The 14,763-nt window shown below is 68.7% G+C and carries 13 protein-coding genes; 8 read left to right on the top strand and 5 right to left on the bottom strand.

Going from position 1 to position 14,763, the window contains the following annotated elements; translation table 11 throughout:
• Positions 1–275 precede the first annotated feature (275 nt).
• Entirely contained in the window at positions 276–689 is a 414-nt protein-coding gene (locus tag LG395_RS37550; protein WP_225813541.1) for a hypothetical protein, read from the top strand.
• Positions 690–882: 193 nt separating this feature from the next.
• Here LG395_RS37550 and LG395_RS37555 read toward each other — a convergent pair whose 3' ends face one another.
• Positions 883–1,104 (bottom strand): hypothetical protein, encoded by a 222-nt coding sequence (locus tag LG395_RS37555; RefSeq protein WP_225813543.1) that lies wholly within the window; start codon positions 1,102–1,104, stop codon positions 883–885.
• 660 nt (positions 1,105–1,764) lie between these two features.
• On the opposite strand from LG395_RS37555, the gene LG395_RS37560 reads away from it, so the two are divergent.
• From LG395_RS37560 to LG395_RS37575, 4 genes are all read left to right on the top strand, one after another.
• Positions 1,765–2,319: a PRC-barrel domain-containing protein gene (locus LG395_RS37560; protein ID WP_225813545.1), complete on the top strand. Its 555-nt coding sequence runs from the start codon at positions 1,765–1,767 to the stop codon at positions 2,317–2,319.
• Complete coding sequence (locus LG395_RS37565) at positions 2,316–2,744, top strand: PRC-barrel domain containing protein (protein WP_225813547.1); 429 nt, start codon at positions 2,316–2,318, stop codon at positions 2,742–2,744. Before LG395_RS37560 ends, LG395_RS37565 begins: the two co-directional genes overlap by 4 nt.
• 75 nt (positions 2,745–2,819) lie before the next feature.
• Complete coding sequence (locus LG395_RS37570) at positions 2,820–4,136, top strand: DUF2254 domain-containing protein (RefSeq protein ID WP_225813549.1); 1,317 nt, start codon at positions 2,820–2,822, stop codon at positions 4,134–4,136.
• Between the two features lie 321 nt (positions 4,137–4,457).
• Complete coding sequence (locus LG395_RS37575) at positions 4,458–4,850, top strand: copper chaperone PCu(A)C (protein ID WP_225813551.1); 393 nt, start codon at positions 4,458–4,460, stop codon at positions 4,848–4,850.
• Between the two features lie 567 nt (positions 4,851–5,417).
• On the opposite strand, the gene LG395_RS37580 is transcribed toward LG395_RS37575, so the two are convergent.
• The gene (locus LG395_RS37580) at positions 5,418–7,013 is read right to left on the bottom strand and encodes a B12-binding domain-containing radical SAM protein (RefSeq protein ID WP_225813553.1); all 1,596 of its coding nucleotides are present in this window, start codon (positions 7,011–7,013) and stop codon (positions 5,418–5,420) included.
• 278 nt (positions 7,014–7,291) lie between these two features.
• Between LG395_RS37580 and LG395_RS37585 the strand changes: the two genes are divergently transcribed.
• The 3 genes from LG395_RS37585 to LG395_RS37595 all read left to right on the top strand — a co-directional run bounded on the left by LG395_RS37585 (position 7,292) and on the right by LG395_RS37595 (position 10,520).
• Positions 7,292–8,452: an acyl-CoA dehydrogenase family protein gene (locus LG395_RS37585; protein ID WP_225813555.1), complete on the top strand. Its 1,161-nt coding sequence runs from the start codon at positions 7,292–7,294 to the stop codon at positions 8,450–8,452.
• Positions 8,449–9,303 carry a phosphate/phosphite/phosphonate ABC transporter substrate-binding protein gene (locus LG395_RS37590; RefSeq protein ID WP_225813557.1) on the top strand — a complete coding sequence of 285 codons (855 nt, stop codon included), beginning with the start codon at positions 8,449–8,451 and terminating at the stop codon, positions 9,301–9,303. Before LG395_RS37585 ends, LG395_RS37590 begins: the two co-directional genes overlap by 4 nt.
• A 305-nt stretch (positions 9,304–9,608) precedes the next feature.
• Positions 9,609–10,520, top strand: coding sequence for a ferritin-like domain-containing protein (locus tag LG395_RS37595; protein ID WP_225813559.1), 912 nt, complete (start codon positions 9,609–9,611; stop codon positions 10,518–10,520).
• Between the two features lie 87 nt (positions 10,521–10,607).
• Here the strand turns inward: LG395_RS37595 and LG395_RS37600 are convergent, their stop codons facing one another.
• The 3 genes from LG395_RS37600 to LG395_RS37610 all read right to left on the bottom strand — a co-directional run bounded on the left by LG395_RS37600 (position 10,608) and on the right by LG395_RS37610 (position 14,610).
• A complete protein-coding gene (locus LG395_RS37600) occupies positions 10,608–12,086 on the bottom strand; it encodes a cation:proton antiporter domain-containing protein (protein WP_225813561.1) in 1,479 nt (492 codons plus the stop codon).
• A 146-nt stretch (positions 12,087–12,232) separates the two neighbouring features.
• Entirely contained in the window at positions 12,233–13,684 is a 1,452-nt protein-coding gene (locus LG395_RS37605; RefSeq protein ID WP_225813564.1) for an MFS transporter, read from the bottom strand.
• Between the two features lie 23 nt (positions 13,685–13,707).
• Positions 13,708–14,610 (bottom strand): DMT family transporter, encoded by a 903-nt coding sequence (locus LG395_RS37610; RefSeq protein ID WP_263983522.1) that lies wholly within the window; start codon positions 14,608–14,610, stop codon positions 13,708–13,710.
• Positions 14,611–14,763 lie beyond the last annotated feature (153 nt).

The raw sequence follows: 14,763 nt of genomic DNA on the forward strand, positions 1-14,763 counted from the left end.
ACGGGGTGATGACCAACCTGCGGATCGAGATGGCCACTATCAGCCGCGTCACAGCATTCGAACAGTCGCTGACTGCGGTGCCTCCCGAAGTGGTGAACATCTGCTGGCGGTCTCGCGAACAAAGTCACCAAGGCGACAGCAGGCCACCCGTGCTCCCGAGACGGTGCCGGCGAGCACGGGTACTCAGGACGGGGCCGGGACGGCAGCGGCCGGCGCAGGCTTCTGGAAGGGGAGAGACCATGACACATCCTTCTCGACCCGGGACTCTGGTCGGCATGGCGGGCACCGCCGTCGCCGCGCTGGTGCTCTCGCTTGCGGGATGCTCGGGTGACAACGTCGTTCCGTCGGAGGCGCCGTCCGCCGTCAAGTCCGCGGCCTCCGAAGCAGCGAACCGGCTTCGGGACATCCGCAACGGGATCGTCGCCACGGATGACGCCAAGATCCAGGAGATACACGTCGACAACAGCGGTCACGCCGTCGCACGCGTGATCGTGACCAACAGTGGGAAGGACACCGACTCCTACGCCGTCCAGGTCAACTTCAACGGCAAGCACGGCGACCTGGTCGACGCTGTCGTCGTCACCCTCCCCTCCGTCCGTCCGGGGAGTACCGCCCGTGCAGAGGCCCGGAGCCATCGGGAACTGCCTGATAAGACCACTGCCGAGGTGGTGAAGGCCGTCCGCTATTGACCGGGCCCGCCCGCCGCGTCCGGATGGAGAGCACGATCAGGGGGCCCAGAGCGTCCACCCGGCTGGGGCCCGAAGAAACGGCCGTTACGGGTGGCGCACTTTCGGTGTCGTCCGCGCTTGCCGGTCACCCAGTCGACGCCAGAGACGACGGAGGCTCACCGCGGCGGGCGAGACCGGCACGCCGTAGCGGTCGTCATGGCGGTGGCCCCTCGACAGACGTCGGACTATCACCGAGTGGCATGCCGTCTTGGCCATACGGCTGATTTACAAGCAGCACATAGGCCGCGGCGAGTCTATTGAGGGCCGTCGCCGCATCGGGCGGGTTCATTTTCCGGGTGGCGTCCGCGGTGGCGGTGATGTGCTCCAGCAGAACCAGGCACGTCACGTCCTCAGCGCTTCTCTCTTGCGTGGGCATGGCTTTCATCCTCTCTCCGATTGAGCCGGTCCATGCTCAGAGCGCGTCGCCCGCCGAATGGCGAGCGAGTGACCGGACGCATGCACCGGGCTCGCTGTCTTTCGGATCCCCTCACGAGGGGCGCGAACGCGCTGGGCGCCGCACCAGAGCGGGCCATGAAGGAGAGGAGTCTTTGCCGGAGTACGGCAAAGTCGATGGCAGTGCACGCGGACTCGGCATCCGGCACCACGAGGTCGCCTGACCGCCGTGGCCCCATCCCTCCCTGCCCTCAGGAAGCCATGACCGCCATGACCGCAGTCGCTCCGCCGACGACAGCGAGGCGGGCGATGGCGGCGTAGTAGCCATGGCGCCCAAGACAGACTCAACGCCAACGTCCCGGCGTGCGCCCACCGCACTGGTGCCCGACGACGACCTCCCTGCTGTCCAACTCCTGCGGCGATGGTTGGCTGAACGACGGTGCGGGGACTCGGAGGCCGAGGATGCTCTCAGCGGACCGACCGGAGGCGCGGACATGGAGTGGTGGGGCTGGCTCATCGTGGCCGTGGTGGTGCTTGCGGTACTGATCGCGTCGGCCTTGGTGACGCAGGCACGGCGCCGCAGAGGCGGAGTGATCGCGGGCGGCGGGCAGCGGCCCGGCGAAGGGGAACGGGGTGGTCGGCGATGACTCGATACGTCAGGGCGAGCGAACTCGTCAAGAAGCCGGTGGTGACCTTCGACGGCGAAGACGTCGCCCAGGTGAAGGACATCCTCTTCGAAGCCGCCGACGGCAGTGTTCGCGGTTTCACCTTGGCCGGACGCGGACTGTTCTCCGGGCCACTGAAACAGACACTTGCCGCGGGCCGGGTGCACGGCCTCGGCCCGGATGCGGTGGTGATCCGGGACGGAACGGCACTGTCCGGCGATGACCAGCCCGCGGTCGGTGTCCCCGGCGGGGGCGACGTCATGGGTGCGACGGCGTTGACCGTAAAGGGCACCGAGCTCGGCAAGGTGGTCGACGTGATCATCGAGGGGAGCCGTCAGCCGGTGGTGGCGGGCTATGAGGTCGAGTCTTCCGGCCCGCCGCGAAGGCGGGTGCTGCTACCGGTCCTCAGGCCGGTGGGTGTCTCTGGGGACATGGTCGTCGTGCCGGACGCCGTGGTGGATTTCGCCGCAGGTGACCTCGCGGGCTTTGCCGAGGCGGCGCGAGGTCTGCGCCACCGCCTGGAGGAGGAATGATGCTGTTCAGTCAAGCCAACGGCCGCAGAGTAGTCGGTCTCACCGAGGCGGAGGTTCTCGGCTCCCTGGCCGCGCTGTCCGTAGCTTCCGCGCCTGCCCGGGTGACGGCGCTGAAGCTGAAGGGACGCGGACCCCGGGATGTGCTTGCGTGGCGGCAGGTGGAAAGTTTCGGCCCGGACGCGGTCACCGTGCGCGCCGGTGGCGAGGGCGGTGATGATGTCCAGGATGACGAGTTCGAGAGTCGGCGTGATCCCATGGGCAAGCCGGTGATCACGGAGGACGGCCATTGCCTGGGCAAGATCGTCGACGTCGAGTTCGACGGCACGACCGGACGCGTTCAGCGGCTCATGGCAACCGACGAGGAAATCGCGGGCGAGCGATTGCTGGGGGTCGGCGGGTACGCGGTCGTGGTCAGAGGAGGCTGAGCATGCCGGGAACCGCCCTAGCAAGGGCCGGTGCCGCAAGAGGCCGTCCACTCGACGGAACCGTCGTGTGACCTCGTGAGACGCACGTACGAAGGTCTGCGTTCGCGACTGTGGCCGCTGCCCGCTCTGGGCGTCGCCCTGGCGGTCGCCGCCGGGGTAGGCCTGCCGGAACTCGACCGAAGCCTCGGCTACAGCGTGCCGCCACGCGTCACCGGACTGCTCTTCGGCGGCGGTGCGGAGGCTGCCCGTACGGTCCTCCAGACCATCGCCGGTTCACTGATCACGGTGACGGCGCTGACGTTCTCGCTCACGGTGGTCGCGCTCCAGATGGCGAGCAGCCAGTATTCGCCCCGTCTGCTGCGTACCTTCTCCGCCGATCCCTACGTGCAGGTGACGCTGGCCCTGCTGCTGACGGCGTTCACCTATGCCCTCACCGTTCTGCGCACGGTGCGCACCGGTGACGCCTCCGGAACGGAGTTCGTGCCGCAGATGTCGGTCAGCGTGGCTTTCGTCCTGGCGCTGGCGAGCGTCATGTGTCTCGTCGTGTTCCTCTCCCACTTGGTGCGCGAACTACGGGCGGAGATCATGCTGATCGCTGTCCACAAAGACGCCGAGCGCACCGTCGACAGGGTCCTCGGCGACGAGGGGGCCGAACGGGACCAACCGGCATCATCGCCTCGGCCGCCTGGGGAAGCTCTGCCGCTGCTCGCTGCCCGGTCCGGCTTCCTCGCGGCCGTGGACGAGGACGCCCTGCTGCGGGCAGCCATGGATGCCGACGCCGTCGTCCTCGTCGACCGCCTGCCCGGCAGTTCCCTGGTCGCCGGAACACCCTGTGGCAGCGCGTGGTCACGCGAACGTGCCCCGCTCTGCCCTGACACCCGAGACCGGCTGCTGCGACGCGCAGCGGAAGCGATCGTGACGGGGCACGAACGCACCGACGAACAGGACGTGGCCTTTGCTCTCCGTCAGTTCACGGACGTGGCCCTCAAGGCACTGTCGCCCGGCGTGAACGACCCGACCACGGCCGTTCACGCCCTCTCACACTCCTCGGCTCTGCTGTGTGAGCTGGCACGTCACCGCCTCGGCCCTCGTGCGCTCTACGACGGCGATCGCCGGCTACGGGTCCTGCTGAACCGTCCGGACCTGCCCGACCTGCTGGATCTGGCCGTGGGGCAGCCGCTGCGCTACGGGGCGGGCGAGCCCGAGGTGCTCGCCCGGCTCCTTGCGCTGCTGCATGAGGTCGCGTGGGTCGTCCGACCCGACTGCCCGGCCGCCCTGGCGACCTATCTCCGGCGCCTGCGGGTCACTGTGGCGGAGCAGTCGTTCCCGGCAGAGGAGCAGGCCCGGCTTGACCGACTGGCATGGCGGGCCGAGCAGTCGATGTCGCCCTGAGAGCGCCGATACGGCGGTTTTCCGCGCCCATGCGCGTTCACGGTGGAAGACCGGTCGGCCGGTTCGGGGTGCCGCGCCGCATGGGCCGGCGGGATGAATTCCGGCCGGCCTGACGAGCGCGGCAGGGATCGCGGGTACTCCCGACCCATGAGCTACCGGCACGTAACCTGTTCAACAAGTAACCGGCGGGCAGGACGCCCGCAGACCGGTGGGCGGGCCTCCGCCCGGGCCATGCGGCTCTGTGTGGCGATGCTTGCCTTCGCGACGGCGTGCGGGGGAGGCGCCGCCCAGACGCACAACGCTCCAGGAGCCACGGCCGACGTGAACAGTCTGGCCATCCGTTACGCGCATATTGCGGAACCGGACGACGGAGTGTGGGCCAAGGGCTCCGATGTAGCGGCATATCTGTGGGTTTTGAACCAGGGCGAGCGGTCCGACCGTCTGGTGGCTGCCTCGTCACCGGCAGCGGACTCCACGGCAATCGTTGACCAGCAGGGCAAGAGCCTCCCGGGCGGGGTGGAGCTGCCGCCGCACGAGGCACGTCAGATGTATCGGGACGGCCCTCATCTGCTGCTGCGTGGCATCCACGAAGAGTTGCGCGCTGGTGACTACGTCAAGCTGACGGTGCGGTTCTCCAAGTCGGGTTCCGCGTCGATGCAGGTCCATGTGCAGCGCTCGGGCTACGAGACGGTCGGTCCTTCGGAGACGGGCTGAAGCCTGGTTCTGCCCGACTTCCGCTGGGGTGGGGTGAGCTGGAGGTCATGCCAGCCAGACGGCGACTGGAGCGTCCGGCCCCGATAGTTCACGGTGATCGAGCCGGAGTGACTCAGTAGGCGGAGCCGAGCAACCCTTGGATCTTTCGCCGCGCTGGGGAGTCCTGAAGTGGATGACCGGGGCGACCGCTGCCGGCCAGCTGACTTGACCCGCCTTCCAGACAGGCAGGCGCACCACGGACGTCGTCTCGGTGCCCACGACACCTGTGATGGGCTGCCGCTCACCGGTCTGCGTGACGGGTACGAAGGCCACGGCCCGCCCGCCGCGCGAGACCACATCCAGCGGGACTACTGGCGCTGGTGCGAGTCGGGCCGTTGAGCGCCTGGGTCAGCGGATCCCATGCCGCAGCCGGTCAGGAGTACGGCGGTCCTACATGGCGCGAGCCAGGGCTGAACGGGTACGGGCAGTGGAGAAAGTGTGTCGACGCTCTTCAGGTCGCGTCTCCCGGCTCCGCCGGAGCCGTTCGACGCAGCGGTCCTCAGCGTTGGCGCCGGAGATCACGTCCGTTCACGAATCGGCAGCCGGTTTCCGGGCCTGGGCACCGGTGAGGGCACGCGGCGGGGCGTAGAAGGCGCGTTCGGCGCGTCCTGCCAGTGCCTCGCGGGCGAAAGTGATCAGGTGGTGGCCGACCACGGCCGCACTGATCAGTCCTTCGACGTCACCGGCCCGCAGCGCCACGGACGCCAGTCGCCAGAACTCGCGCCGGTAATCGGCGCGTACGCCGCACCGCCACAGCACCCGGCCGACGATCCGGAGACCCCGCCTCAGCGCCCGCGGGCTGCGGCGGTAGGGCGAGGCTGCTACCGACAGCCGATTCGAATACGTGTGACGGACCTGGCGGGCGAACCGCTGGTACAGACGGTGTGGCTCGTAGGCATGGGAGATCACATGGCGCCAACCCTCGGACACGACGTGCTCGGGCAGCCGGAACTTCACGTTCGATTGCCGGTGGCCCGGGTCGTCCAGCAGTCGGCCTTCTGCGGCCAGGCGGCGCCACAGAGGGGTCTGCGGCAGCGCGTGCAGCAAGTTGATGGTGAGCAGGGGGATGCCGCTGGCGTCGATGAAACGGCAGACACTGTCGTAGGTACTCGCGGTATCGGTGTCGAGGCCGAGGATGACGCCGGAGACCACCTCGATGCCGTGCTCGTTGATGGTGGCCACCGCTTCCAGAATGGGCGACCGCAGGTTGTGTCTTTTGTTGATGGCTTCCAGGGCTGTCTCGTCGGGTGTCTCGATGCCGACGAACATCGTGGTGAACCGGGCCTGCCGCATCAGCCCCAGCAGGTCCCGGCGCTTTGCGATGTTGAGAGTCGCCTCGCAGGCGAAGTCGAGAGCGTACCCATGCGCCTCCTGCCAGATGACGAGAGCCTGCAGCAGTCGGCGTGCCGCGTGCGGATCGGCGATGAAGTTGTCGTCGACGAAGTAGACGGCGTCCGGACGCCCTGCTCCGAGAATCGCATCGAGCTCCCTGATCACCTGTACGGATGACTTCAGGCGCGGGGCTCTGCCGTACAGCTCGGGAATGTCGCAGAACTCGCACTGAAAGGGGCAGCCGGAGGACGCCTGGATGCTCGCGATGAAGTAGTCGTTCAGATCGATCAGGTCATACGCCGGCACCGGGAACTCACCCAGCGGCAGACGGTGCGCGGTCCGGTACATCTCCTGCTGTACCGATGGCGCAATGTCCTCTTCCAACCGCTCGGCCAACCTTACTGTGGCGTCACCCAGTTCCCCGATGTGCAGAACGTCCGGTTCCGGATACCAGTGCGGACTCGCGGACACCGACGGACCGCCGAGCACGGTGATCACGCCTGCCTTCCGGGCCCGGCCCGCCACATCGGTGATGGCGTCGTGCTGCACGTGCATCCCTGTGACCATGACGACCTCGGCCCACTCTAGATCCGCAGTAGTGGCCCGGCGGACATTCTCGTCGACCACACGGACCTGCCATCCCCGGGCGCCGAACCAGGCAGCGATGACCAGAATGCCCTGCGGTGGCATGAACGCCTTCGCTCCGGTAAGGGTGAAGGCATGATCGAACGTGCCGAACGAACAGGCATAGCGGGGGGACACGCAGAGAACTCGCCGACCACCGGTTGCCATGACTTCTCCCTCTCCTCGGGAAAGATGGCGTAACCGGACCGCCTTGTTCCGAAACGCTGCCTGAGGTCGGCCCCGGGCGCAGTGTCCAGTCCGCCGTCACCCCACGGTGCTGGCTTGATGGAGAGTGTGTCGCAGCATCCTGTCGAGGGAACCCAGGTATGAGTCCCGCACTGGAAAGCTGATTTGCCGGCCCGCTGCGGTGCGTCAGCATGAGGTCGGTTACGCACAGTGATTAGGTGGACGGAGAGTGACAACAGCCCGACCGCCGAGGAGCAGCCATGCCGCGCACAGAACGCGCCGCGCCGACAGAAGGCACTCTTGAACGCCTGGACGACGTCATCCGCGATGTCATCGCACCGCTCGCCCGACAGGTCGACCAAGAGGCCAGCTTTCCCAGGGAGGGCCTGCGGGCGCTGGCCGCCGCCGGAATGCTGGGCCTGCTCAGCGCACGCGAGGACGGCGGGGCAGGAGCCGGTCTGCGGCAGGCCGCCGCGGTCGTCGAGCGGCTGGCCGGCGCCTGCGGTTCCACCGCCATGGTGTTGCTCATGCACTACGCCGCTGCGGCCGTCATCGAGGCGCACGGCCCGGACGAGGTGCGGCGGGCCGTGGCGGACGGGCGGCACCTGACCACCCTGGCCTTCTCGGAGAGGGGCTCGCGCAGCCACTTCTGGGCGCCCGTCGGCACCGCGTCTCCGGACGGCGCCTACGGCGTCTGTTTGAACGCCCAGAAGTCGTGGGTCACCTCGGCAGGGGTCGCCGACAGTTATGTATGGTCGAGCCGGCCACTTAGCGCGGCGGGACCCATGACCCTGTGGCTGGTGCCGACCGACGCCCCGGGCCTTGAGGTCGGCGAAGACTATGACGGCTTCGGTCTGCGGGGCAACGCCTCCAGCCCGGTGAGTGCCAAGGACGTACGCGTTCCGGAGACGGCCCGGCTGAGCACCGACGGCGAGGGCCTCGCCACTGCCCTGGATCTGGTGCTGCCCCGCTTCCTCGTGCTGAGCGCCGCCTTCTGTACGGGGGTGAGCGAGGTGCTCCTCACCCTTACCGCCAAGCACCTCCGTACCGCCCGCCTTGACCACCTTCAGCAGAGTCTGGCCGAGCAGCCTGTCGCGCGTCACGAATACGCTTCGCTGCGGCTGCGCGCCGATGCTTCCCGCGCCTTCCTGAACGACACCCTCGCCGCACTCGACACCGGCCGGCCCGACGCGAAGCTGCGTGTCCTCCAGGTCAAAGCGCTCGCGGCCGAGACTGCCGCCGAAGTGGCGGACGGCGCCATGCGACTGTGCGGGGGCAGCGCCTTCCGCCGCGACCTGGGCGTGGAGCGCCGCTTCAGGGACGCGCTGGCAGCACGCGTCATGGCACCGACTACCGAAGCACTTCGCGACTTCTGCGGACGGATCGCACTGGACCTGTCGATGTTCGAGGAGGCCCGGTGAATCCGCTCGTGTTCGGCGCAGTCGCCTACGACCCGAAAGTGGTGACCATCTGGAGCGGGTTCCGCTCCTGGCTGCGGGCCCGGCAGCTGGCGTTCGACTTCGTGCTCTACGCACACTACGAACGGCAGGCCGAGGACTTGGTCGGCGGTCGTATCGACGTGGCCTGGCACTCGCCGCTGGCCTGGGTGCGCACCCGCAGACTGGCCCGGGCGGCAGGCGTCGACGTGCGACCACTGGTCATGCGCGACACCGACCAGGACCTGACCTCGGTCATCGTGGTCAGGGCGGATTCGTCTGCCGCCGTGGTCGGAGACCTCAAGGACAAGACCGTGGCGGTCGGCGCGATCGACTCTCCGCAGGCCACCCTCATCCCCCTGCACCACCTGCGCGAGCTCGGAGTCGATGCCGATGCCGGGCTGCGCGTCGTACGCCATGACACCGGCGTCGGGATGCACGGCGATCACATCGGCGGGGAACGGGAAGGGGCCCGCGCCCTGCTGGCCGGCCGAGTGGAGGCCACCTGCATGACTGACACGAACCATCTCGCCTTCGCCCAGGACGGCACCTTCCCTCCGGGCAGCACGCGGGTACTGACCCGAACCGCCCCCTACGACCACTGCGTGCTCGCCGCGGGGCCCACGCTCACCGCCGGGGCGGGCCAGCAGTTGACTGCATTGCTGCTGTCGATGTCATACGCGGACCCGGAGCTGCGGCACCTGCTCGATCTCGAAGGCCTCACCCGCTGGGTCCCCGCACGGGAGACCGGCTTCGCACAGTTGACGGACGCTGTCGACGCCACCGGCTTCTACGACCCGGACGGCCGGGTCACAGCCGTCGGCTATCGGCCATGACAGCCCGTCCGCGGCCCGCCGCCGTAGTCCGGCTAGACCTTTCGGGACTGGGCTTCGATCAGGGAGCACACCTGTTGCTGCGGCGGGCGCTCGAAGAAGCCGCACCAGACCGGCAGGTCGCCGTGTGGGGCACCCACCCGGCCCTGCTCTACCAGCTGACCGTCTGGTGCCGTCGTGAGGGACACCTCGTGACCCCTGCACCGCCCGATCAGGCACCGCTATGTGCGCATGTCACGCCGGGCGCACATGTCACGACCCGCTGGGAAGGTGCCGACAGGGCCGGCAGCGCCGGACCCGGCGGCGCTGTGCGTCGCCCTCCGCTGCACTGGGGCCTGGCGGCGCGGGGCGCACTCGTCGAGGAGGGCGGTCCGGAGGTGTACTTCGCCGTGGCCGACCGTGACACGGCCTGGACGGACCTCGCACCGAGACTCTACCGCCAGGCGACCGCCGCCCAGTGGGACCCAGACACCGCCGTCCCGTGGGACGCCCCCTTCTCGCTGCCCGACGGGATCGAGAGGGCCGTCGTGCAGGTGATGACCTTCCTGGTGGAGAACGAGCAGGCTGCCCTGGTGGTGCCTGGGCGGCTGCTGGCGCAGGTGCACCCGCACTTCCGCGAGGTGCTCCAGCTGCTCGCCGTCCAGGCAGCCGACGAAGCCAGGCACGTCGAGGTCTTCACACGCCGAGCGCTGCTCAGGGGCGGGGAGATGGGCACCTCGTCGGTGGGCGGCCGCGCGTCCTTGGCGACCCTTCTGAGGGAACCGGACTTCTCCATCGCCTCTTTCCTGCTGTCCGTGCTGGGCGAGGGGAGCTTCCTCAACCTCCTCGCCTTCCTGGAACGGTACGCACCGGATCCCGTGACGCGGCGCATCACCCACCTGGTCCGCCAGGACGAGGCCCGGCACGTCGCGTTCGGGCTGGGCCACCTGGAGCACCGCAGCACGGTCGACCCTCCTCTGCGGGGCCGTCTGCGAGCCGCTGTGGAACGGCGCCACGAGGTACTGGTGCACACCGCCGGCCTGAACACGGACGTGTTCGACGCCCTGGTGCTGCTCGCAGCGGGTTCCTGGTCGCCGACGGCGATCGAACGCGGATGGCGGGCGGTGCAGCGGCTGCGGGCGGATATGGACGAGGGGCGGCGCCACCGCCTGTCGCGGCTGGGCTTCACCGACGACGAGGCGGCGGACCTCTCGCAGCTGCATACACGCAACTTCATGTGACGAAGCAGCACGGCCGGCCGTCTGGTGAGAGCTGGCTGAGCCCGGTGACGCCGACCGTCCGAACGGAGCGGTCGGTCGTCGCCGTCGTCACCGAGCCTCGAAGAACTCCGCGATCGTGCCGGTGAACTCATCAGACTCCACATCGGTGAGTACGACGACCTCGTCACCGGCCTTCAGACGGGTTCCGGCACCGGGCTTCAGCAGCGCACCGTTCCTGATGACGAGGGCGACCCACACCGTGTCCGGCAGCCCCAGATCGTGCACGTCGGCCTGGTCGGCCTCGGCGCCCGCCTGGACCTCGTAACGGTGGACACCGGCAGGCGGCTTCCTGAACCGAACGCCGAGGGGCCACGGCCTCAGAGGCGGGGCCTCCCGTAGAGGGACACCGCAGCGTCGGGCAAGCCATGGGATGAGCGTGCCCTGGACGAGGATGGATGCCGCTACGACGACGAAGATGATGGCGTAGACGGAGCGGCCGGCGGCTTCGTGGCCGGTGACGATGAAGCTCCCCAGCAGGATGGGCACCGCGCCTTTGAGCCCGGCCAACGACAGGAAGAACCGTTCACCGGTGCGTAGCCGGACGGGCTGCAGCAGCAGCATCACGACGGCGGGCCGGACCACCAGAAGGGCGAGGACGGCCATGACGGCGCCGTGCCCCCACGCATCGAGTTTGTCGAAGTCACTCAAGGTGATGGTCAGACCCAGTGCGGTGAACGCCGCGATCTCTCCGAGGCTGGCGAGGGCATCGTGAAAGCGCTCGATCTCGCGTTCGAAGGGCACTCCTCGATCCGCGACCACCGTGCCGGTGACGAATACGGCCAGGAATCCGGATCCCTGAGCCACGGTCGCGAGCCCGTAGATCACCAAAGCACCCGCCAGCGCGGCCAGCGAGTACAACCCCTGCCCCGGCAAATGGATGCGCCGCAGGATGTACAGAAGGGCGAGACCGCCCCCGACACCGACTGCCGCTCCGACTGCGATCTGCTCCAGGAACACCAGGGCGACGTGGCCGACGGCGGCCCCGGTTGACCGCCCGCCGATTTCCAGAACGCCCGCAAGCAGGGCGATCCCCGCCGGGTCGTTCAGACCCGCCTCTCCGTCCAGTAGCACACCGGTGCGGCCGCTGATCTCCTTGCGGCCGAGCGCGGAGAACACGGCCGCCGGGTCGGTGGGGGCCAGGGCGATGCCGAGCAACAGCGCGGGGTGCCAGGAGAAGCCGAGCAGCAGGTGCGCCAGCGACCCGATTGCGCCGGCGATGAGGACCGTCCCCGCGAGTCCCAACCAGGAGGCCGCCGCCAGGGAGCGCCGCAGCTTGCGCCAGCCCAGCGACGCGCCGCCGTCGAGGAGCACGAAGATGAGCGCGATGGTGACGACCCGCTGCACGGTCTCGATGGGAATGCCGCGCAGGCCCGGTACGAAATCCGAGACCACGGCCGAGGCGAGAAGGAAGAAGGCAGGAGCGGGCACCCGTGTCCGCCGGCTCAGCGGGTGCAGCGCCAGCGCGGCGGCCATGACCGCTCCGACCACCAGAACCGCCCAGCCCAGGGAGACCACATCCTGTGTCATAAGGATCGCTCCCTTCCACGCGGAGAGCTGCGACCCGGCACAGCAGGCCTTACACCGCCCACGGACCGTGCGTGGAGCGTCATGCCACCTCCTTGATCGTTTTCCGGGCGGGGTACCCCTGCCCCGGCGACCACAACTGCTGAGAGTCAGTCCCCATGGGCCTGCTGGCGCGACACGGCGTCCGCGATCCGTCTGGTGGATTCCTGAGCGGTGGCCAGATCACGGGGGTAGGTGCGCATGGCCACCAGTCCGAGCAGTCCCGCGCCCACCAGTGCGAGCAGGAAGAACAACAGCGTGTACTCCAGGCCGGTACCTCTGTTGCCGCCGTCCCCGGCGAAGACGGCGGTGGAGAAGTAGCCGAACAGGGTCGGGGCGACGGCTTCGCACAAGGTTCGGAGCATGGTCCGCACTCCCTCGCCCGTCCCCCACAACAGTGGGGGGAGGATGTCGAGGCGAGCGGCGTCCAGCGGCGGGTTCGCCGCCCCCAGCAGCAGTGTGCCGACGACGAGCAGGGGCAGGGCCGCGCCGAGGAAGTCGGCGTACAAGGCCGGCGCGACGACGAAGGGCACCGCCAGCATGCAGACGGTGGGCACCAGGGCCCGGGCGTTCACCCTTCCGTCACGCAGCAACCGGTCGGCGACGCGTCCACCGGACAGGACGCCGGCCAGTGCACCGATGCCGACGACGAGTACGAGGGACGTGGCCACGGAGGTGGTGATGCCATAGTGGCCGGTGGAGAAGAGGATGGCGAACGAGCGTAGTCCGGTGAAGTAGAAGTAGCCGAGTGAGGACGCCAGGATCAGGACCACGTTGGTACGGACCCGCAGGACGTAGCGGATCGACCACCATGTGGGCGCCTTGCGCGGATCCGAGTCGATGACGAGTCGACCGTGCGGTTCCACTTCGGCCCGCCGTACCGCACGTGCGGCCAAGTCCTCGTCTTGGCGACGGGGTCCGGGCGGCCGTGCAGCCTCCCGCGATCCACCCGGCGAGTGCTGCGGACCGTACATCCCACCACGCTCGGGCTCGGGAAGACGGTGCAGGAAGAAGACGAGAGCGCCGGCCGGAATCACCAGCCACCAGAAGGCGAACCGCCAGCTGAGAAAGGAGCCGATAGACCCCGACAGCGCGAAACCCAGTCCGGTCCCGGCCAGTTCCCCCGCCAGGACGAGGCCGTACATCCGTGCTCGGTCCTTGATGGGGAAGTAGTCGCCCATCAGTGAGGCAATGGTAGGTCCGGCAGTCGCGCTGACCGCTCCCAGCGCCGCGCGTGAGGAGATCAGCCACCCGTACGAGGTGCTCATCCCTGCGATGAGCATCGCCGTGGCCCACAGAGCCACGCTGACGGCGAGCAGCCGTGTACGGCGTGTGCGGTCGGTGAGCAGCCCGACGGGGACGGTGAACACGGCGCTGGACAGGGCGACCACCGACACCAGCAGTCCGATCTCGGTGTTGCTGAGGTCGAACGTGTGCTTCAGCTGAGCCGCCATGGCCGAGACGGTGCCCTTGTCCGCGCCGTCCACTGCCAAGGTGGCGGCGAGGGTGAGGACGACTCTGGCCCGGGCCGGACCGCCGAGAGCCTGAAGTCCTCGCTCCATGAGTCGCGCGGGTTTCGGTGCCTTCATCTGTCCCTCGCGCGCGTTGCTTCAGAGTTGCTGTGCCGGCCAGGATCCTGGTTCTCGTCCTCGTCCTGGCCGCCACTCAGCAGAGGCGAGCGCGACAGGACCATCACCGCGGTGGCAGCCGCTGCGGCGGACAGCACTGCCAGGGCGATGAAGGGGCCGCCCCGTACGTTCTCCTCGAAGATCAGCGTCCCCCAGAGGATGGCGATCACCGGGTCGGCCATGGTGAGGCCGGGCTGGGCTGCCAGCAGGGGTCCTGCGTGCATCGCCGACTGCAACAGGAACATGGCACACGCGCCGGCGGCGATCATGGCCCACAGCTGCCAGCTGGTGAACAGGGCGGCCAGGCCGTGCGAGAACACGTCCGTCATGCCCTTCATGAGGGCGGCTGTCAGCCCGAAGGCGCACCCGGTCGTCGCTCCCAGGACCGCGGCCCGGCGCGGCCCCGACGCGCTGCGTGCCCACAACAACCCGATCAGGATCACCAGCACGTTGGTAGCGCCGCCGAGCAGCCAACCCACCCAGGAAACGGAGGAGGTCGTCCCGCCACTCGGCCCCAGGGCCATGATCAGCCCCGCCACCCCCGCCGCCATCACCGTCGACGCCCACCACTCCCGTCGACCCAGCCGGCCACCGAGCAGAACGGCGGACAGTATCAGTGCGGCCGGCAGCTCCAGAGCGAGAAGCGGCTGCACCACGGAGATGCTTCCGGCACCCAGGGCAACCGCCTGGAGCAGAAAGCTGACGATGATGAACAGAATGCCGCCGAACCACACCGGACGGTGCAGTAGGTGCCACACCAGGCGCAGTGACAGGTTCTCCTCGGCGGGCTCCTCCCGTGCGGCCTTGCGCTGAAGCGCGGAGGCAAGGGCGTTGCAGGTGGCTGCGAGGACGGCCAGCAAGGCGCTAAGCATGAGATGGGGCGAACACTCGGGCCGGCAGCGGCAGCGGCACCGGCCGTGCACGGGCGGGGAGGAGAGTAAAAGGGCTGACGGTCACTCTCACTGGGTGGCCGATTTGTCGCCTTCCCACACTGCAGGAGCGATGGCTTTTGT

This window comes from Streptomyces spinosus (assembly GCF_020400655.1).
Taxonomy (GTDB): domain Bacteria; phylum Actinomycetota; class Actinomycetes; order Streptomycetales; family Streptomycetaceae; genus Streptomyces; species Streptomyces argyrophylli.

Bases quoted from the DNA above. Each gene is read 5' to 3' on its own strand.
- LG395_RS37550 (WP_225813541.1), top strand. From the start codon at position 276: ATGGCGGGCACCGCCGTCGCCGCGCTGGTGCTCTCGCTTGCGGGATGC.
- LG395_RS37555 (WP_225813543.1), bottom strand. From the start codon at position 1,104: ATGCCCACGCAAGAGAGAAGCGCTGAGGACGTGACGTGCCTGGTTCTG.
- LG395_RS37560 (WP_225813545.1), top strand. From the start codon at position 1,765: ATGACTCGATACGTCAGGGCGAGCGAACTCGTCAAGAAGCCGGTGGTG.
- LG395_RS37565 (WP_225813547.1), top strand. From the start codon at position 2,316: ATGATGCTGTTCAGTCAAGCCAACGGCCGCAGAGTAGTCGGTCTCACC.
- LG395_RS37580 (WP_225813553.1), bottom strand. From the start codon at position 7,013: ATGGCAACCGGTGGTCGGCGAGTTCTCTGCGTGTCCCCCCGCTATGCC.
- LG395_RS37585 (WP_225813555.1), top strand. From the start codon at position 7,292: ATGCCGCGCACAGAACGCGCCGCGCCGACAGAAGGCACTCTTGAACGC.
- LG395_RS37600 (WP_225813561.1), bottom strand. From the start codon at position 12,086: ATGACACAGGATGTGGTCTCCCTGGGCTGGGCGGTTCTGGTGGTCGGA.
- LG395_RS37605 (WP_225813564.1), bottom strand. From the start codon at position 13,684: ATGGAGCGAGGACTTCAGGCTCTCGGCGGTCCGGCCCGGGCCAGAGTC.